Below are 17,845 nucleotides of genomic sequence, written 5' to 3'. Positions count from 1 at the left end.
CTTATCACCGCCTCACCTCTGGTTCGACCATGATGGTGCAGCGTACTGTGTCTTTCGCTTTGGCCGCGGCTTTCAGACAGCCTTCGACCGTCTTGCGATCACCCTCGACGACGTTCCAGGCATCGACGATCGCGTTCCAGCTCGCCGGGGCGTCCGTGATCATCAGGTGGCGTCCAGCTTCCCACATCGGCCGATCGAGCGTGGATGCGGCCATCTTTTCTGGTACATGCCAGCTTGCCGGCAGGGCACGCGCGATGGGCGGGGCCAGCGTTGCCCAGAAGACCATGCCGACTAGTATTCCGGCAGCGCCTGCCATCGCCAGCCAGCGGTTCTGCTCGTCATTGCGCCGCGCCAACGCGACGTAGCTGCGAAGCTGACGGGTCGTGTCCTCCAAGCTCATGCGCGTCGTGGCGATCATCTGCCGATCCTCCTGCCGCGCCGTGCTGCTGGCGGCAGCGATCCGCGCCGCCATCTGCTCGGGCGTCATCTCCAGCATTGGGCTTTTTGCCAGCAGATCGACCCGCTGCGCCGTGACGGTGATATTGTTGGCGATGACGCCCAGAGTCTCGGAATAGTCGGGCGCATCGGGGATCTCCGTGCGCTCGGCCGTCAAACGCTCCACGGCGCGGCGCATCAGCGTGACTTCGGCACGCAGTTCCTCGAATGCTTGCGCGGCTTCATCCAGGCCTTCTTCGTCGATCACTTGGCTTTCCTCTATCGGCTCAGGCCCCTGTCGCGATCACGGCCAATCCCGATCGAGCGCTCCAGCGATTTCTCGATGCTCCGGCCGTGTTCCAGTTTTACATTCAGCTCGGGTGCGCGGCGCTCCAGCGCCTTTGCGAGTTCGGGGTCGCGACGCAGGCCGTCGGCCATCGCGCCCATGCGGGTGGTGGCCTTGTCCATGCGAGCGGGATCGCCGCCTGTTCGCTCGCGCGCCAACCCGCGCCAGCTTTCTACGAACCGTTCGGCGCGGGCTTCCGGGTCAAGCCGCACCCGGCGCTCTTCGACCATGGCGCGCGCCGCACCATCGGTATGCCCTGCGGCCGCCTGTCCGATCAGGCCGGGGTTGCTGCTGAACGCGGATGCGAGATCGCGCACAGCATCAGGCCGCACCGTATTCAGTACCTCGCCAGCCTTGCGCAAGGCGCTCTCCTGATGCGGAAGCACCGGCAAGGACTGCGAGCGCATTCGGCCTATGTCGGCCACGGCCCGCGCATAGCGTTCGATGGCCTTGCCTTGACCGGTGTTGATTGCCCCCTCTTTGCCTTCCCGATCGAGCGACGGCGTGACCGGCTTCGGCTTGAACCCGGCGAACATGCCCCGGGCCTTGTCGCGAACCTGATGGACGATTTCCCGCGCCCGCTCAGGCCAGCGTATTTCACGTCGCTCGGCAAACGCCTGCGCGCGTTCCTCAGGGGAGGGCGGGGCATAGTCAGCAGCCATGTCCTTGGCCCGGTCGCGCGAGAGCACGCGGGCCAGCTGGCGCTGGTCGGCAAAATCATCACGCCCATAGTGAAGCTGCACCCCGTCGCGGTGCCGTGACAGGCCGACATAGGCACTGTGTCGGTCCATGCCCGGCGTGGCGAGAAGATGGGCGCGATCGACGGTGACGCCCTGCGATTTGTGGAACGTCGCCGCATAGCCGTGATCGACGGCGGCATAGTCCTTGAGATCGAACGCGGCGCCACCGCCCCCATCGAGCCGCACCTCCATGCGCCCATTATCGACACGCTCCAAGGTCCCCAGCGTCCCGTTCTTGACCCCAAGCGAGCGCTCGTTGCGCAGGAACATGATCCGGTCGCCGGTCGCAAAGGCCCGCTGTCCGCGATCGACGATAATGCCCACGTCCTCACCCAGGCCACCCGACGCACGGACACGCTCACGTGTTTTTAGGTTCACCTCCCGCACCTCGGCGTTGGTGTGCGTGAGGATGATCCGGGTCTTGTCAGGATCGGCCTGACGCTGGCGATCCCAGACTTCCACCAGCTCGGCCCGCGCCGCCTCGCGAGTGTCGGCTTCCTGGACCATGCCGTGATCCGCATAGGCGTGAAGGGCCTCCGCCGTCCTGCCGGTCGCCAGCGCTTTGGTCGCGTCCTTCTGCCAGTCCTCGCGCTGTCGGCGCACTTCGGTGATTTCGGCCGCGCCGTGCCGCTCTGCGACGGACCGGAACGCCGCCCCCGCCTCGATCGCCTGCAACTGCTCGGGATCGCCCACCAGCACCACTTTGGCGCCAGCGTCCCGAGCGTGGGACAGCACCCGCTCCATCTGCCGGGTACCGATCATCCCGGCCTCGTCCACCACCAGGACGTCCCTAGGCCCAAGCTGGTCGCGCCCCTGCGCCCAGCCATGCTCAAGGCTGGCGATGGTACGCGACTGAATGCCCGATCCACCCTCCAGGTTCTCGGCCGCGATGCCCGATAAGGCCGCTCCACGCACCTGATAGCCCTCGCGCTCCCATGCTTCGCGAGCGACACCCAGCATCGCCGACTTGCCCGTACCGGCATAGCCGATGACCGATGCCAGCGAGCGACCCTTGGTAATATGGTCGAAGGCATCGCGCTGTTCGCCAGACAGCACCAGCCCGTTCCCCTGCGCAGTATCCAGCGCGCCGGAGCGATGGACCACCGAAACGCCATGCTCATCACGCCGCGCCATGTCGTCGCTCGCATTCTCCAGGCGCGCTTCCGTGGCGATCATCTCGCGAGAGGTAAGCCGCTCCTGATCGCGCCCGTCCTTGCCCAGCGCCACCAGCTCGGGGCAGGCACGCACCGCCGCCATCACGCGATCGAACTGCTCCTTTCCGTCCGAATGGCGGAAGGCAAACGCGGCTAAATCGCGAACCGTGAACGTCGCCTGCTGCCGGGTAATGCCATCCAGCGCGATTCGCGGATCAGCGATGATCTTCTCGCCATTCTCGCGGGCAATGCGGCGGTGGTCTTCGGCCCGCTCCGCCTCCTCACCGCGATCCAGTCGGCGCATTCCTGCCGGGCCAATCTTGTGCTGCGGCTCCAGCTCAATGCCCTGGTCGAGAAACGACCGATGATCGATCCTCCCTTCCAGCCCCAACTCCACCATGCGCTCGTTGACGAGGGCCGCCCAAGCCTCGCGCCATTCCTTCAGCAATTCCGTGCTGTTCCACTCCCGGTTCTTCTGGCCAAATCCTTGCGGCCCCACGTCGCGCATCGACAGCATGACATGCGCGTGTGGCTTGGGGCTGCCGTCCGGCGCCTTGTCCCAATGCACGTTGAGATCCGCGACCATCCCGCGTTTAACAAAGTGCTCCACAACGAAATCAAGAGCCAGCGCAACACCCTGCTTTTCGTTCATCTCACGAGGGATCGAAAACTCCACCTCCCGCGCCAGTTGCGCGTCCTTGCGTTTCTCCCCCGCTTCCACCTCATTCCAGAGCGTGGTGGGGTCGCCAAGGCGGTCTGGTGCTCCCTGCGGCAAGAGCACCTCAGAGTGGACGACGCCGGCCTTGTTCGAAAAGTCATGATCGCGCCCAAGCCGGACATCAAACAGTTCAGATGCGGAGCGATACGCAGCGGACGCCACAGCACTGGAGCCATTTGCACGGCTGATAACTTTAGCGCTGAAATGGTAGATCGCCATCGTAACAATCACAATGCACTTTTCTGCCCACGTCGGCAACGACGTATAAGCGCGCATTCAAAGTTGCTACGCAACCCATGATTGACTTGCGCTATCTGGTGAGGCGGGTTGTCTGATCCAACCTTTTTGTTAGACTAATGCGATATCGAGACGGAATACGGAGGCCCCATGCGAAAGGTGCGTGATTACGATACCGAACTGAAGGCATTGGAGGACAAGGCGCGTGCCCTAAAGGCACGCCGGGTCGAACAACTCGGGCAGCTTGTTACCGCGACCGGTGCTGACGGGCTGGATATGGAAACACTCGCCGGCGCGCTGCTCAATGCCGTCGCTTCGCAAAACACCGAAGCACGGGAGGCGTGGCGATCGAAAGGCGCCGCTTTCTTTCAGCAGCAAGGGGGCAAAGGCAAACGAGCTTCTGGCGGCAACAGCAAAAGCACAGATCCGCAACCGGGCGTTGATCCAGCGCTTGGAAGCGGCGCGGCGTCGTAACGATACCCGAGCCTGGGTCATGCAACGCCGCGAACGCACCCGCCACCTGATCGAACTGGGCGGCCTCATTCAAAAGGCGGGCCTGGTCGATCTAACCGATGACGATCGCGCAACCATCTACGGCGCGCTACTGGAACTGGCCGACCGCGCTCGTGGCGATGTTACCGGCGAAACACTCACTCTCTGGAAACGACGCGGAAAGCGGGCGTTCGAGATGGGAGTGGGGCACAGGAAACGACAGCAGGGTCCGTCTGAAGATCAAGCAGATCGTCGTGACGGTATTCACCAGCACGCTCACTCACACCCTTTATCTGGCTCACGTTAGGTAATCGTATTGATGACGCACGCTTGCACGAGATAAACGAATCGCAGTTTCAATCCATTCCCAAGCCCCGCGCACGGCCGCCGGCATTATCGGCGTACGGCATCCTTGCGCTTCGATCGCTCAAAGGACTTCTTATAAGCCGGTCGGTCGCCTTCACCTTTTGCGTAGCTATAGAAAAATCACCCTCGACGTTCCTGTCTTCTGGCCGTTGGGTGGGCGGCTCACACGTCGAATTTGGTGCGCCTGCTCGTGATCATGGCTGCGCTCGCTCGATGCAGTCGAACGCAAATGCTTCCGGCATTTCGATAATTTGGCGAATCACCACGAAACAGTTAAAATCCGTGCCTTAAGGCAGGACGTCGCAACTAATCATCCAAGCAAGTTGCCGCGTCTTATTGTCTGAGTGTCTACATGTTGTGCATTTAGGTTAGAACTTGTCTCGCCTTCATAGGACGCAAGTGAATGGCAAGGCTAATCACGAAAGGCCAGAACAACGTGTTCCCAATATCGGAAAGCGTATCGTGCAATCGTAAGCCATAATGCAGATAGTCCAGCGCCTCATTGAAAAATTCTCCGAGGACGACCGCCGCGAATGGAATAAAGGTACCAAGTGAACGCCTAATGACCAATCGCACAATGAGAAGGATCGTCAGTCCTGCGTGAATGTGCAGAATTGCATCAGGTAAACCGGTTCCGTCGCCAATCCATATGATCCAGTCGTGGTATACTCCAGGAATATCCATAGCAGGGCTATGCCAATCCTTACTGAAAGCGCAAGTGTTAGTGCAAGACTACGATACGTCCACATGTATGCTTAGAGGTTCATCTGACCGCTGACTGCATCATGGCAATTGCTTAGCCAGATCGACCACTTCCCTATCGGCCTAGAGATCAGCTTTCGACAGATCCGACATATCATAAACCATTCAGTTCATCGTTATAGACACTTCGACTTATGATAATCCGCTATCTTTTTGAAAAGATACCAAATTATAAATTTGTCAATATTTTGCTTTCGGAGCCTATCAATGAATTCATTGAGCACAACGCGACGGGCTTTGGGCGCTTGGCTAATAACAAGCGCTTCCACCCTCCGCGGATCGCAGATCAACGCGCCGGAGGATAGGGAGCCCCTGGCCTCAAACGGCACAACCCTTAATGGATTCCTCCAATCGGGTGACGGAGCCAAAGAAACGACTACGCAGGCGAAGCTTCGTTCTTTCGTTCACGTTACCGACTTCGACCTTGATCCGACCAACTCGCATCTCGCCATCCAACGGGCAATGGATGCTGTGGGCGCTCGCGGTGGAGGCGAGGTATTGCTGCCGGAAGGAATGCTCACCCTTAACGCTCGGCTTGCATTTAATCATGATAATGTGAGCCTTGTCGGCCGAGGGCGCTATGCGACCGTGCTCGTTTATAAGCCAACTGAAGGACCCGCGATCTGGAACCCGCTTTGGACTTCAGTCACGCGCTACGGTTGCAGCCTCCATCATTTTAAGCTGATTGCGACAGGACTGGTAGGCTCCAACAAAGTCGTGATTAATTTCGGCTCGCAGCAATTCGGAGCGGTTGAGGATGTATGGGCGCTTGGATCAGGCGCAGGTTGCTGGGCGCTATTGATGGCGGCCGGCACATTTGGAGCGACTGAATGCACCTATAACGAAGTCTCGAATTGCTATTTCGGCTTGGCCGAAGTCGGGATCATGCTTCAACGCGGCGCTAATAGCAACACGATCAGAGACAACCGGTTTCAGATCGGGGTGGCTGGCGGGCGCGGGATCGAAATATTTGGCCAAGCTAGTTTCGCGCCTAATAATCTGCGCATTCTCAACAACGGTATCGAGCATCCCGACCACATCAGTGACGGCATTCATGTTTGCGGTGAAGGTCACACAATTGCTGGCAATAGATTTGAAAGCCTAAATGTCGCAATCGATGTAAAAGGCGGCAGCGTCAACACAACACTGCAGGGGAATTATTATTCGAGTTGTCGGGTCAACATTGTCAGTGCGGGAACCGGCACACTAAGCGTGGAAGAGGGCGGCATCACCTTCGAGAAAGGGACGAAGCTTGACCATTACGAGGATGGTGCTTTCATGCCAATCTTGGAAGGCGCGACGAGGTCGGGGACTGGCATTTACACTCTGCAGATTGGCCGTTTCTCACGGGTCGGGCGCACTGTCACATTCCAAATCTCGCTCACATGGACGGCTCACACCGGTGCCGGCCCCATGCGATTGACCGGGCTCCCTTTCACCGCCTTCAACGCGGCGGGACACTTTGTCCCCGTTCAGATTTTACCTTCAGATCTAACTTTCACGGGTCTGATTGGGGCAGCAGTAATCCCTGGTACGAAGATGATCCAGATTTACACGGTTGCTGATGGAGCCAGCGCGGGTGGTATCACAATAGACAAAGTCGGAACTGTTCATATTTCTGGAGCTTACTCGGTCTAAACAAGCGCTTCATGACATCCACCTAGGCGGATGGATACAAGCTGATGTGATAAAAGAAATTTATCGTCTAAGCTGTCATAGCGTGAGCAACAGCTCAGAAACGCTTAAATTTGCTGAAGAAGCGTTAAATAGACTTGTGTCAGCCACAGTTCACCGATTTTGCCGTACGAAGCGTTTTCAGCGAACGGGTCCTCGTTTTCTTCCATCTCGCAGCCATCCTGGCTGCCTCGAGCAGAAAATATGCTTACCCCGTTGCCGAATTTTGCCTGACCATCTCTATATAGCTTCGTATGGCAAACCAGAGCTTGCTTGTTTAGCTAGGACGGTGGCAGTAGGCACGTTTCTAGAGGCATTTTCTCCTCTGACGCAGCAAATTTCTAGAGCTTCTATCTAAATGATAAATTTTATTATCGGGCCCTTGCTGGCATTGTCCCGGGCGTCAAAGCGCATAATTTCCATTGCGATCGACATCGCGCTCTGCATCGTGGCCGTGTGGCTCGCCTACTATCTGCGTCTAGGCGAGTTTTTATCGCTTGATGGCAGGCCGACCTTGGCCGTGGTCGCTTCTATCTTAGTTGCTATTCCTGTGTTCATTGTATCGGGCTTGTATAGGGCAGTGCTGCGTCATGCCGAGCAGGAAGTCGTCTGGGTCACGATCCGGGCCTGCGCCAGCTATGGTGTCATTTATGCAGCAATTTTCGCGGTTTATGGTGTTGATGGAATCCCACGAACGGTGGGGATGATCCAACCACTGCTGCTTTTTGCCTTCATTCTTCTATCACGTACCAGCGCTAGCTACTGGCTGGGCGGGGCCTATCGCAAGCTGGTCCACTCTCCCTCTTCCGATCGCACGATGATATACGGAGCGGGCATGTCAGGCCGGCAACTGGCGGCTGCAATCGCTAATGGTGGCACGATGAAGGTCGTCGGGTTCCTCGACGATGATCGCACGTTGCAGGGTAGAACGGTCAATGGTTTGCCTGTTTATGATCCCCAAATGCTCAACACGCTTGTGACTGATCTGGATGTACACCACGTCCTTCTCGCAATACCCTCAGCCGGGCGTAGTCGGCGCAATGAGATCATTTCCCGGCTGCGCGAAGCTCATATCGAGGTGCGTATCCTGCCTGGCGTCGTCGATCTCGCCCGAGGCGAAGTAAAGGTCGATGACCTGCGCCCCCTGTCGATCGACGACTTGCTCAGCCGCGCGCCTGTCCCGCCCGAAACCAACCGTCTGCCGGCTAAAATCACCGGCCGCACCGTTATGGTCACCGGCGCTGGAGGTTCTATAGGCAGCGAACTGACGAGGCAGGTGATGGCACTGCAACCCCAGCGCCTTATACTTATCGAAAACAGTGAATATGCGCTTTATTCAGTCCACCGAGAACTTGAAGGTCTGAGCAGGGCGGGCTGCGAACTCATTCCCCTTCTCGCCTCCGTGACGGACGAAGCCCGCATAAAGCAAATCATACAGACGTGGCGACCGGAGCAAATTTATCACGCCGCAGCCTACAAGCATGTCCCCTTGGTCGAGCACAACATCCTCGAAGGTGTCCGCAATAATGCACTAGGTACATTAATTGTCGCCCGCCTCGCTATCGAGCATGGCGTTGACAACTTCGTTCTCATCAGCACCGACAAAGCAGTGCGACCGTCAAACACAATGGGGGCCTCGAAGCGGCTTGCAGAACTGATTCTACAGGGAATTGCTTCAACACGCCCCTCGACATGCTTCTCGATGGTCCGGTTCGGCAACGTACTAGGGTCGAGCGGCTCGGTCGTTCCGCTGTTTCGCGAACAAATCCGCAATGGCGGCCCGGTGACGATCACCCACACGGGCATAACTCGTTACTTCATGACCATCCCAGAAGCGGCACAACTCGTCATGCAAGCCGGTGCCATGGCTAAGGGCGGCGAGGTGTTTGTACTCGATATGGGTGAGCCAGTCCGCATCCTCGACTTGGCCCGCAATATGATCCAACTATCAGGGCTGACGGTTTGCGACGCAGATAATCCTAGTGGCGATATCGAGATTAAAACAGTCGGTTTACGCCCCGGTGAGAAACTGTACGAGGAGCTGCTAATTGGCAGCAATCCCCAGAAAACACCACACCCTCGTATCATGATGGCAGCGGAAAAATTACTCCCTTGGGACGAGCTTCAACAAAACCTTGAACTCGTCGCGCGGCATATTGCTGCACAGGACACCATGGCCCTCCGCCAACTTTTATTACAACTAGTTGAAGAATTTGCTCCGAGCGACGGGCTGATGGATTGGACCCATCTCGCGACCGCGACGGGATGGAATGACATGGCGGTCGCCAAAAGCACCTAATCCAGCTCCAACAAGAAGCGGTCAGCATGGCTGTGAGACGGAAGCAGAATGAGTAGGCGAGGCCTGCGCAAAAATTACTGTCCGGCTTTCGAGGCGAAGGTGACTCAAAGTGCATCCCTATCAAATCAGACATGGCTTACCCAGTTACTGGGGGTTGCAGTAGGCGTGTTCGGGTCGCCGAGCATTTGGGAAGCAAGCGGGCTTAGGTAGGGCTGGACGATATGGCTTATCCCCTCTAAGGGTTTGCTGCATCAGCGAGAAGCCTCATCGTGTCAGTTCAACCTATTCTTTCAACGCCTGCAAAAATCGTCGCTATCGCGACTCATCTACCTGATCGAGTGCTTTCCAATGCGGACTTGGCGGGTGATTTTCCAGATTGGCCAGAAGAAAAGATTTTCGACAAGACTGGGATTCGCGAACGCCGGATTGCTGCATCGGACGAAACAGCGCTCGACTTGGCTGTTGGAGCTTGCACTGCGTTGTTCGACCGTCGGCCGGAATTGCGCGAGACGATCGACTTCCTAATCCTGTGTACCCAAGCACCGGACTATATTCTACCGACCTCTGCTTGCGTGCTCCAGGATAAGATCGGTTTGCCGACCGAGATCGGCGCACTTGATATCAATCTCGGCTGTTCTGGGTTCGTGTACGGCTTATCACTCGCCACCGGTTTAATTGCGTCGGGCGCTGCTGGCTCAGTGCTGTTAGTTACCGCTGACACCTATTCCAAATATATCAACAAGCGCGATAAAAGTGTCCGAACGTTGTTCGGAGACGGTGCTGCGGCAACGGTCATCACCGCTCACGACGTCGGTACTGCATCGATCGGGCCATTCATCTTCGGCACTGATGGATCCGGTGCAGACCGCTTGATGGTGCCTGCGGGAGGGTTCCGTTTGCCCCATGGCCCAGAGACGGCCATCGAAGGCAAGGATCGCTCGGATAACCTGCGTAGTAGCGACAATCTATTCATGGACGGCGGCGCTGTCCTCAATTTCACACTGCGTGAAGTGCCTCGTACCTTCCGGCGTCTATTGGACAAAGCAGATATAAACGTGTCCGATCTCTCAGCCGTTGTTCTTCATCAGGCAAACAAATTTATGCTTGATACTTTGCAGAAAAAGCTCGGCCTCGATGACGCGATCGTACCTCGTCATTACGAGACGATTGGCAATACCGTTTCATCAACCATACCGTTCGTTCTAGAAAAAGAACTTCATGCTGGTCGGCTATCAGCAGGAGCGCGTATTGCCCTACTTGGATTCGGCGTTGGCCTGTCATGGGCTGGCGCACTAGTAACCCTTTAATCTCAAAATTGAAAGAACGACCGATGTCAGAATTCTATGAAGGCATGGCAGAGATCCTAGACGTGGACGCATCTGAGATCAGTCACGGCTACGAGCTTGGCGAAGCTTGGGACTCGCTTGCGATAGTCTCGACGATAGCGCTCATTGACGAGTTGTATGATCGCTCGGTCAGCCCCGACGCACTTGTTGAATGCACGACTGTCGGCGCAGTCGAAAAGCTTGCTGCTGCAGCATGACAATGGCGCCGGGACGAACCGTATCGGTCACGGGTAGCCGGATCGCTGGCGTAGTCTCGTGCGTGCCCCAGCGTATTGTCGACAATGCTTCATTTCGTGCACGATTCGGTGACAAGGCTAACGATATTGAGAAAATGACCGGCGTTCTCGAACGCCGTTGGGCTGACGAAAATACTACAACTGCAGACCTTTGTCAGCATGCGGCCGAACATCTGCTCGATCGGCTCGGATGGGATCGCACCAGCGTCGATGCGCTGTTTTTCGTGACACAAACCCCCGACTACCGCCTTCCTGCAACCGCCTGTGCCCTGCAGGGCCGATTGGGACTTGGCAAGCAGGTCATAGCTTTCGACATCAATCTTGGCTGCTCTGGCTACCCTTACGGATTGTGGTTGGCCATGACGTCTATCGCATCCGGTGCAGCACGACGGGTGTTACTGCTAGTCGGCGATACAATCACCAAGACGGTCGATAACGATGATCGCAGCACTGCAATGCTATTCGGCGATGCCGGTACCGCCACAGCTTTAGAGATTGACGAGACCGGCGAAGCTTATTTCGTCTTAGGTACCAATGGTTTGGGCGAACGGCAGCTGATGATCGCCGAGGGTGCCTACCGAAAACCCCCGCCCCCGGGCGAAGATATGCAAGGGGCGAAAGCCGACGCACTTTACATGGATGGCGGGGCCATCTTCAATTTTACACTCGCAACTGTCCCCCCCCTAGTCGCCAATACACTTGAACGGGCTGGCGGTGTCGACCGGTTTGACGCTTTCCTATTCCATCAAGCAAATGCCTTCATGCTGCGGCATCTGGCCAAGAAGTCCAAACTGCCGATGGACAAGATACCAATTAACATCGATCGGTTCGGTAACACCAGTAGCGCAACGATCCCGTTACTGATGACGACCGACATGGCCGATCGGCTGCAGTCGGAGCAGCTCCGGCTCGGCATGTTCGGCTTTGGCGTAGGCTTCTCTTGGGGTTCGGCAGACGTTGCGGTTGGGCCGCTCTTGTGCGTCGAGACGATCGATTACCGGTGACCGCCATGCCCCCCCTCGACCTCAGTCGCCATTCTCTCCAGCTTTGGGAAGAAAATTGGCACCTCCTCGCGCATCGCAGCGAACTCGCACAGACTCGTGATTTCGTCAGGTTCGACGTCGCTGGTCATGAAGTCGTGCTTTTTAACGATGGCGCGTCAGTTATTGCTTTCGACAATCGCTGCCCGCATCGTGGGGCACGCATTTTCGACGAGAACTCCGGGCGTCAACACTTCGTCTGTCGCTATCACAACTGGTCCTATGCTAAAGGACGCATCTTCATCGCAGACGCGCCGTCATTGTCGCACTGCGATCTTAACAATCTCTCGCTCAACAATCTTCAAATAGCTTGGGTGGGAGACTTTGCATTCGTATCGCGCGCGCCTGCGCAAGATCTCGATACCCAGCTTGCCGGACTAGCTCCGATACTCGAAGCAATATCTCACAGCATTGCCGCGCGGTGGGATTTCAATCGCTATGTGTACGAAGCTGATTGGCGTATCGCGCTCGAAAATGCACTCGAGCCCTACCATGTTAATGCAATTCACCCGGATACGCTCAACACTCTGAAACTAACACCAGGTGAAAATCGATATTTCGGTCGCAACTCGGTATGGTCATCCCCACTCGGTGACGAGCGTATCGCAAAACGAATGCGTTCGCTAACGCGGATGTTCGACTTGGAACATCAGTTCCAAGGGTATGAGAGCCTCTATCTTTTCCCTTTTACGATGATCTCCTCAACTTTCGGGTTTTCGCAATCAATTCAGCACTTCTTACCTGGTAAGGATGCTGAGCGATCCTATTTCACCAGTCGTTTGTTTACTGGACAGCTAAAATCATCGATAAAACCAGAACTGGTCACTTCGCTGATGCAGTCCTCCGCGACGATGAACCGAGCGGTGTTTGAGGAAGACCATGACATATGCAAGCGGGTTCCAACCGATACCTGGTCGATGAACCCGCCGCGTTTTTGGTCGACATCAGAAGAAAAACTTCTTCATTTTCGGCAAAGTTATCGCGAATCCGTATCTGTAGATCGAGCAACCCCAAGCAGCTTGGCAGGGGGGGTAAAGACTGAGCGACCTGCCGGGACAGTCCGATAGACCACCGAACCAGCACCGATCGTAGCTCCCTCGCCGATCTTCACCTTCGGCAGAATCTTCGCACCAGTTCCTACCATAACGCCACGACCGACCGACACCGCACCAGTCAAGTCAACATGCGCACTCAATGTCGAATAGTCACCAAGACGCACATCGTGCCCTACGCTCGATAACGCATTGATGCTGCAATAGCGTCCTATAACAGCATCCGCAGAAACCAGCGAAAGTGGGCACAAGATCGACCCCTCGCCAATCTGTGCAGATGCAGCGATCACGGCACTGGGATGGACCAGCGTCGCAAAACGCCCTCCCTTGGCGATCAACATCTCGGCGACCCGCTTTTTTACGGCCGGTGTTCCAATCGCCATCAACAATAAATCATTCGATAGCGGGGTAAAATCCTTAGCCGTTCCAATTAAGCCAATCGAGTAAGAAAACCCTTCCATTACTATCGGATCATCATCCAATAGCCCCACAACTGGGGGTAACGACCCGGCTTGATGGCAATCCCGAGCCCAATTGATAAGTTCTCGACCGAACCCACCGGCACCAACAATGATTGTTCGCCCCTTTTCCATCACATCCACTCCAACTACATGGAAACCGCTATAGCCCCCCTCGCCGCTGATACAATGAAGGCGGCACAATTCGGAGAAGCAGCAATGGCTCTTTTTGCAGCAGGCACATTAGCCGGAAGACACATACTCGTGACCGGCGCGTCATCGGGTCTCGGACGGGCTGCAGCTATCGCCTTCGCACAAGCCGGTGGGCGCCTTGCGCTTATGGGCCGAAATGAAGAAAGATTGGAAGAAACCCGGACATCGCTCGAGGGTGACGGACATACCGTGCATGCAGTCGCCTTCAAGGATCTTGAGACGACAGCTGACATCGTGAAGGCAATCGCTGTCGATGGAGGCGCATTCGATGGCATATTCCACAGCGCCGGTTTGGAACTCGTCCGTCCGATGCGGATGTTTAAAAACGATCATGCGGCCAGCCTGTTTGAAGCGACCCTGTTCGGCTCACTTGGTATAGCTCGTGCGGCAGCATCGCGCGGTGTACTCAACGATGGTGCATCTTTAATATTTATGTCGTCTGTAGCTGGCCTGCGCGGGACTGCGGGCATGGTTGGCTACTCGACCAGCAAAGCCGCGGTCGACGGCATGGTCCGCTCGCTCGCCTGTGAGCTCGCCCCACGCCAAGTTCGGGTCAACAGCATCGCAGCTGGCGCCGTAGAAACCGAAATGCACGAACGCTTGGCTAAGACACTGGGCGACGCCGCCATTTCCGATTACGAACGCCGACACCTTCTTGGTTTCGGTCGAACCGACGATGTCACCAATGTTGCGCTTTTTCTGCTTAGCGAGGGATCTCGGTGGATAACGGGCACGACGATGTCCGTGGATGGTGGCTACACCGCACAATAATCCGCATATTCTAGCTAATCGATGGGCCTTAGGGGACAAACCTGAAAAGGTACGATCCCATGCGACGATAGTTGGGACTATTGAAGCCGTTCACGGCTGATATGAATGGGCGGGTGGTGCCACAATCTCATAGATATCTGATTGAGCAGCATAAAATATCTAAGAGATTGTGGCACCACTATTACTAATCGATACCCCGCAGGCATCAACCTATCAACGGCTAGAATGATAATTCGACGTGCCAGCTAAATTGGTCGGCATAGGTCAAACGAGCTAAGCCCAAATTTCTAGCCGCTCATGTGGAGGATGTTGATTTCACCCCCTATCAGGATGCAAGTGCCAATCGGGATAACGCATTCCAAGATTTTGCGCTGGCGGGCTTTGCTGCCATTTGCTAGCGGGCTTCCTCAGCTCCAAGCAGTGGCGGGCGCAGTAAACACTACAGGAATGCCTTGGACACCGCCATGCCGCCTCCCTCACTGCTTAAATCATTACAACCCGGAGCGCCAGGCAATGCCCTCGCAGTAATGGCAAGAGTCCTACACTCCCTTCTTCCGAGTCTTACCCAAGCCTCGCTGATAGGCTCGGCATTGATCGTGAGCTATGGGTATCCTCTATTATTCGGACTCACCGCTTATGGCCATTTTGCAACGGCCACCGTGCTCACCTTTATTACTCAAAGAATCATCGATCTGATTGCCGAATCCACCATCGTCGAACGTGACCCATTGACTCTCATTAAGTCGTCATTGGTTGTTTCTGCCGGTGCTTTGATCATATTGGCAGGAGCACGCTTGTTATTTCCTACCGCTTTGCAGGCGGTATTTGATTTTAGACTATTTTTATCACTCGTCATTTCCACTGTCGTCTTGAACTTGATGTTTCAGATTGGTAGCCGGGTTTCACAATTTCTGTATGCTGCGGCTTTTGGCACACTCCATCTTGTTATAACCCTAATTTGGTTTGCGCTGGGCCGAACCGACCTACCACTGGCGTTAACTATCACAAATATTATCGGGTTTTGTATAGGAACTGGTCTACTGTTCTTTGAACATCGACGGGCTGCACCACTCGTTGCCCCAGCGCCGCGCACGACCAATGCCGTTATGCTTAGCCAACTGCCCTATCGCGTATTGTTCGCGGCCTTCCAAATCATTGCTACTTTCGGCGCAATCATCATTGCCAGTCAGCACTTACCGGCCGGGCAAATTGGTGCCCTGCGTTTGTTAACAACTTTCGTTCTTATGGGCTATTCTCTGAGTCCCGTTAATCCAAAGATGTTGTACGCTATTAGCAACACGGTTAAAAACCCTACAGATCTTATTCGCGTTATGCAGCCGTTTGCGCCTGTGTTCGCCATATTGCTTTTTTGCTGGTTCATTGCAATGACTGCAATTGGCTGGATCGGCATGGCTGACGGCGATCATTTGTATTTGTATGCGTTGGCCGTCTATCCAGTTGTCCTTTTCAGCGCTGTTTTTGAAAAAGTTTTGCTCAACCGCCACGGCATCCGCACCGTTGGGCCAGCGGTAGGTTTATTCGCACTTGTGACTGCAGGGGTTCTGTTAGTTGGTCGCGATCTCGAGTACTACGCCATTTCATTAATTGTCTGCGTTGCGCTCTATCCATTTGTATTGGCTGTTATTTTTTCCAGAAAATTCTTGCCTCTAGTTTTTTTCACGCTTCTGTTTGCTGGAATTGGCGCTCTACTGGTCGCCGGTTTTCTGGTCGTGGCGGTTGGAGTAGCGACGCTTACAGTAGGATTTGCGACACTCTTGTTCCGGCTATCATCATGAATGCTATGCTTCTCTATCGAGTCGGTCACGCCATTTATCGGCGCGGATGGCGGCGAACGGCAAAGGTTATTGATCGCCTGAATCATTTGATCACGCGCTGCTCCATTCCTTCCTCCAGCCAAATAGGGGAGGGATCAATCGTCGCATATGGTGGGATGTCGCTTGTGATCCATGCCAATGCTGTAGTGGGCAAAAGGTGTCTGCTGGGCCAAGCAGTGACGATTGGCGCACGTGAAGCCTATGTCAGCAAGGACGCGAAGGCGTGCCCACGGATTGGCGATGGGGTCTACATCGCGGCAGGCGCACGGGTGCTCGGCGACATCGAAATCGGCTCTAAATCAATCATCGGCGCCAATGCCGTGGTTCTTCAGTCCTTTCCTCCGAATTCTGTCATCGCTGGAATGCCAGCTCGTCGTGTTGGAGAAACCGCTGCCGACTATAGCGCAATCATGCAATCTGAGCGCCCATGAAGTACAATTTTTCTAGCGCCAATACCGTCGTCGCTGATAGCGAGCCGATCAGTAAGGGTGTGAAGGCGTTCGGATATCTGCTGATTGCCTCCTCTTTCATGAGCTACGTGCCTGGCGCAAATATCGGTACTGGCATCTTCGTTGCCGTTCTTGGTGGTGTTTTCCTTTACCAAATTGCTGTGGTTCGACCGACCATCCCCGACGCCCGTACGCTCGCGATGTTATTATTCGTACTATATGCGTTGGTAAGTGTAGTAACCCTTATAGCAAATGGTTGGGGTCTCGAGCAGTGGCTTCGAGGCGTGACGCCCTTCCTCTTTTTCATACTTTCGATATTTCTCCCCCAGTTGACCAAACGCGATCACCAATGGCTGTCGCATTCCCTGTTTGTGGCGGGCTTGTGCTGGCTGATCCGTATCCTGCTCACTGCCGTGTTTTTGCAGATAACAAAAGGAGGTGTGTTCTCTGCGCGCCTCACCTTCAACGTCGCCGATTCAGTGCTTCCATACCCACTCATCATGGTACCCTATCTTTTATACGCAAATACGACTTTCAAAGCATGGCAACGATGGCTGCTACTCCTTGTATTAGTATATTCTTATGTGTGGATTGGTTATCGAGTTGGACTGGTACTGATGTCAGTACCATTCATAATCTACTTCTTGGAACGGCTCCGCCGCTTAAACCTATTTTCGCTCGCCTTAATCATCGTCGGCTTTTTTCTGTTCTATCGGTATGGCGTATTCGGTTCATTCGGGCTGACGGAGCGTTTCGAAGATTTAAACAATGATGCGATGGGGTCTCGCCAACTGGAATGGGCTTATGCGCTCGACAGCTTCCGGGAATCACCCATCATCGGCAAGGGAGTAGGCTGGCAAGTTCCTACATCAATAACTTTTTTTGGTGTGGAGGACACCGGCGGTCCTGTTGAAGCCTATGTGGGCTATGTTCATTCTTCGTTCGCCTATATGGCGATGACGTTAGGAGTGATCGGGATCGCATTGTACTTCTTTTCCGTACTGCCAAGGCCATACCTACGCCAGCTTGCACGAGGCGACTGGTTCGCATTTCTTTCGCTGACGCTGATCGTCATCTTCTGCTTGACCCAAGCATCTTATCGAACAATCCAAGTGGTTCTGGTGATAATCGCGCTTATCCGCCTCAACGTCCCCGATGCCAAAATGATTGATCGCGAGGTCCACCGAGCCGATTGAGGGTTCGGTGGACTGAGTATATGGAG

The 17,845-nt window shown here is 55.4% G+C and carries 16 protein-coding genes; 12 read left to right on the top strand and 4 right to left on the bottom strand.

Going from position 1 to position 17,845, the window contains the following annotated elements:
• Positions 1 to 4 precede the first annotated feature (4 nt).
• Positions 5 to 703: a DUF6118 family protein gene (locus ACZ1JM_RS18595; protein ID WP_465135141.1), complete on the bottom strand. Its 699-nt coding sequence runs from the start codon at positions 701 to 703 to the stop codon at positions 5 to 7.
• 11 nt (positions 704 to 714) lie between these two features.
• Entirely contained in the window at positions 715 to 3,612 is a 2,898-nt protein-coding gene (traA, locus tag ACZ1JM_RS18590; RefSeq protein WP_465135140.1) for a Ti-type conjugative transfer relaxase TraA, read from the bottom strand.
• 168 nt (positions 3,613 to 3,780) lie between these two features.
• On the opposite strand from traA, the gene ACZ1JM_RS18585 reads away from it, so the two are divergent.
• Together ACZ1JM_RS18585 and ACZ1JM_RS18580 are read left to right on the top strand one after the other, a co-directional pair.
• Positions 3,781 to 4,104 (top strand): conjugal transfer protein TraD, encoded by a 324-nt coding sequence (locus ACZ1JM_RS18585; RefSeq protein WP_465135139.1) that lies wholly within the window; start codon positions 3,781 to 3,783, stop codon positions 4,102 to 4,104.
• Positions 4,105 to 4,123: 19 nt separating this feature from the next.
• A complete protein-coding gene (locus tag ACZ1JM_RS18580; RefSeq protein WP_465135138.1) occupies positions 4,124 to 4,429 on the top strand; it encodes a conjugal transfer protein TraD in 306 nt (101 codons plus the stop codon).
• A gap of 422 nt (positions 4,430 to 4,851) precedes the next feature.
• Here the strand turns inward: ACZ1JM_RS18580 and ACZ1JM_RS18575 are convergent, their stop codons facing one another.
• The gene (locus ACZ1JM_RS18575; protein WP_465135137.1) at positions 4,852 to 5,172 is read right to left on the bottom strand and encodes a hypothetical protein; all 321 of its coding nucleotides are present in this window, start codon (positions 5,170 to 5,172) and stop codon (positions 4,852 to 4,854) included.
• 285 nt (positions 5,173 to 5,457) lie between these two features.
• Here ACZ1JM_RS18575 and ACZ1JM_RS18570 point away from each other — a divergent pair, with 285 nt between their 5' ends.
• The 6 genes from ACZ1JM_RS18570 (at position 5,458) to ACZ1JM_RS18545 (ending at position 12,912) form a co-directional block, all read left to right on the top strand.
• A complete protein-coding gene (locus ACZ1JM_RS18570; protein ID WP_465135136.1) occupies positions 5,458 to 6,888 on the top strand; it encodes a hypothetical protein in 1,431 nt (476 codons plus the stop codon).
• A 394-nt stretch (positions 6,889 to 7,282) separates the two neighbouring features.
• A complete protein-coding gene (locus ACZ1JM_RS18565; protein ID WP_465135135.1) occupies positions 7,283 to 9,223 on the top strand; it encodes a polysaccharide biosynthesis protein in 1,941 nt (646 codons plus the stop codon).
• A 269-nt stretch (positions 9,224 to 9,492) separates the two neighbouring features.
• The gene (locus ACZ1JM_RS18560) at positions 9,493 to 10,530 is read left to right on the top strand and encodes a ketoacyl-ACP synthase III (protein ID WP_465135175.1); all 1,038 of its coding nucleotides are present in this window, start codon (positions 9,493 to 9,495) and stop codon (positions 10,528 to 10,530) included.
• A 23-nt stretch (positions 10,531 to 10,553) separates the two neighbouring features.
• Positions 10,554 to 10,766: a phosphopantetheine-binding protein gene (locus ACZ1JM_RS18555; protein WP_465135174.1), complete on the top strand. Its 213-nt coding sequence runs from the start codon at positions 10,554 to 10,556 to the stop codon at positions 10,764 to 10,766.
• A complete protein-coding gene (locus ACZ1JM_RS18550) occupies positions 10,763 to 11,809 on the top strand; it encodes a ketoacyl-ACP synthase III (protein ID WP_465135173.1) in 1,047 nt (348 codons plus the stop codon). The genes ACZ1JM_RS18555 and ACZ1JM_RS18550 overlap by 4 nt, the downstream gene beginning before the upstream one ends.
• 5 nt (positions 11,810 to 11,814) lie before the next feature.
• A complete protein-coding gene (locus ACZ1JM_RS18545; protein WP_465135178.1) occupies positions 11,815 to 12,912 on the top strand; it encodes an aromatic ring-hydroxylating oxygenase subunit alpha in 1,098 nt (365 codons plus the stop codon).
• Here the strand turns inward: ACZ1JM_RS18545 and ACZ1JM_RS18540 are convergent.
• Complete coding sequence (locus tag ACZ1JM_RS18540) at positions 12,822 to 13,490, bottom strand: acetyltransferase (protein WP_465135172.1); 669 nt, start codon at positions 13,488 to 13,490, stop codon at positions 12,822 to 12,824. The two genes, ACZ1JM_RS18545 and ACZ1JM_RS18540, sit on opposite strands and share 91 nt — an antisense overlap.
• Before the next feature lie 84 nt (positions 13,491 to 13,574).
• Between ACZ1JM_RS18540 and ACZ1JM_RS18535 the strand changes: the two genes are divergently transcribed.
• The 4 genes from ACZ1JM_RS18535 to ACZ1JM_RS18520 all read left to right on the top strand — a co-directional run bounded on the left by ACZ1JM_RS18535 (position 13,575) and on the right by ACZ1JM_RS18520 (position 17,819).
• Positions 13,575 to 14,339, top strand: a complete 765-nt coding sequence (locus tag ACZ1JM_RS18535; protein WP_465135177.1) for an SDR family NAD(P)-dependent oxidoreductase — start codon at positions 13,575 to 13,577, stop codon at positions 14,337 to 14,339.
• 452 nt (positions 14,340 to 14,791) lie between these two features.
• Positions 14,792 to 16,135 (top strand): hypothetical protein, encoded by a 1,344-nt coding sequence (locus ACZ1JM_RS18530; protein WP_465135171.1) that lies wholly within the window; start codon positions 14,792 to 14,794, stop codon positions 16,133 to 16,135.
• Positions 16,132 to 16,605, top strand: a complete 474-nt coding sequence (locus ACZ1JM_RS18525; RefSeq protein ID WP_465135170.1) for a serine O-acetyltransferase — start codon at positions 16,132 to 16,134, stop codon at positions 16,603 to 16,605. The genes ACZ1JM_RS18530 and ACZ1JM_RS18525 overlap by 4 nt, the downstream gene beginning before the upstream one ends.
• Positions 16,602 to 17,819, top strand: a complete 1,218-nt coding sequence (locus ACZ1JM_RS18520; protein ID WP_465135169.1) for an O-antigen ligase family protein — start codon at positions 16,602 to 16,604, stop codon at positions 17,817 to 17,819. Before ACZ1JM_RS18525 ends, ACZ1JM_RS18520 begins: the two co-directional genes overlap by 4 nt.
• Positions 17,820 to 17,845 lie beyond the last annotated feature (26 nt).

The sequence above is a fragment of the Novosphingobium sp. BL-S-24 genome (genome assembly GCF_055521575.1).
The sequence above is the reverse complement of the archived record's forward strand: the minus strand, read 5'-3'. Positions and strand labels throughout refer to the sequence as shown.

Bases quoted from the DNA above. Each gene is read 5' to 3' on its own strand.
- traA (WP_465135140.1), bottom strand. From the start codon at position 3,612: ATGGCGATCTACCATTTCAGCGCTAAAGTTATCAGCCGTGCAAATGGC.
- ACZ1JM_RS18585 (WP_465135139.1), top strand. From the start codon at position 3,781: ATGCGAAAGGTGCGTGATTACGATACCGAACTGAAGGCATTGGAGGAC.
- ACZ1JM_RS18580 (WP_465135138.1), top strand. From the start codon at position 4,124: ATGCAACGCCGCGAACGCACCCGCCACCTGATCGAACTGGGCGGCCTC.
- ACZ1JM_RS18575 (WP_465135137.1), bottom strand. From the start codon at position 5,172: ATGGATATTCCTGGAGTATACCACGACTGGATCATATGGATTGGCGAC.
- ACZ1JM_RS18570 (WP_465135136.1), top strand. From the start codon at position 5,458: ATGAATTCATTGAGCACAACGCGACGGGCTTTGGGCGCTTGGCTAATA.
- ACZ1JM_RS18565 (WP_465135135.1), top strand. From the start codon at position 7,283: ATGATAAATTTTATTATCGGGCCCTTGCTGGCATTGTCCCGGGCGTCA.
- ACZ1JM_RS18555 (WP_465135174.1), top strand. From the start codon at position 10,554: ATGTCAGAATTCTATGAAGGCATGGCAGAGATCCTAGACGTGGACGCA.
- ACZ1JM_RS18550 (WP_465135173.1), top strand. From the start codon at position 10,763: ATGACAATGGCGCCGGGACGAACCGTATCGGTCACGGGTAGCCGGATC.
- ACZ1JM_RS18545 (WP_465135178.1), top strand. From the start codon at position 11,815: ATGCCCCCCCTCGACCTCAGTCGCCATTCTCTCCAGCTTTGGGAAGAA.
- ACZ1JM_RS18540 (WP_465135172.1), bottom strand. From the start codon at position 13,490: ATGGAAAAGGGGCGAACAATCATTGTTGGTGCCGGTGGGTTCGGTCGA.
- ACZ1JM_RS18535 (WP_465135177.1), top strand. From the start codon at position 13,575: ATGGCTCTTTTTGCAGCAGGCACATTAGCCGGAAGACACATACTCGTG.
- ACZ1JM_RS18525 (WP_465135170.1), top strand. From the start codon at position 16,132: ATGAATGCTATGCTTCTCTATCGAGTCGGTCACGCCATTTATCGGCGC.
- ACZ1JM_RS18520 (WP_465135169.1), top strand. From the start codon at position 16,602: ATGAAGTACAATTTTTCTAGCGCCAATACCGTCGTCGCTGATAGCGAG.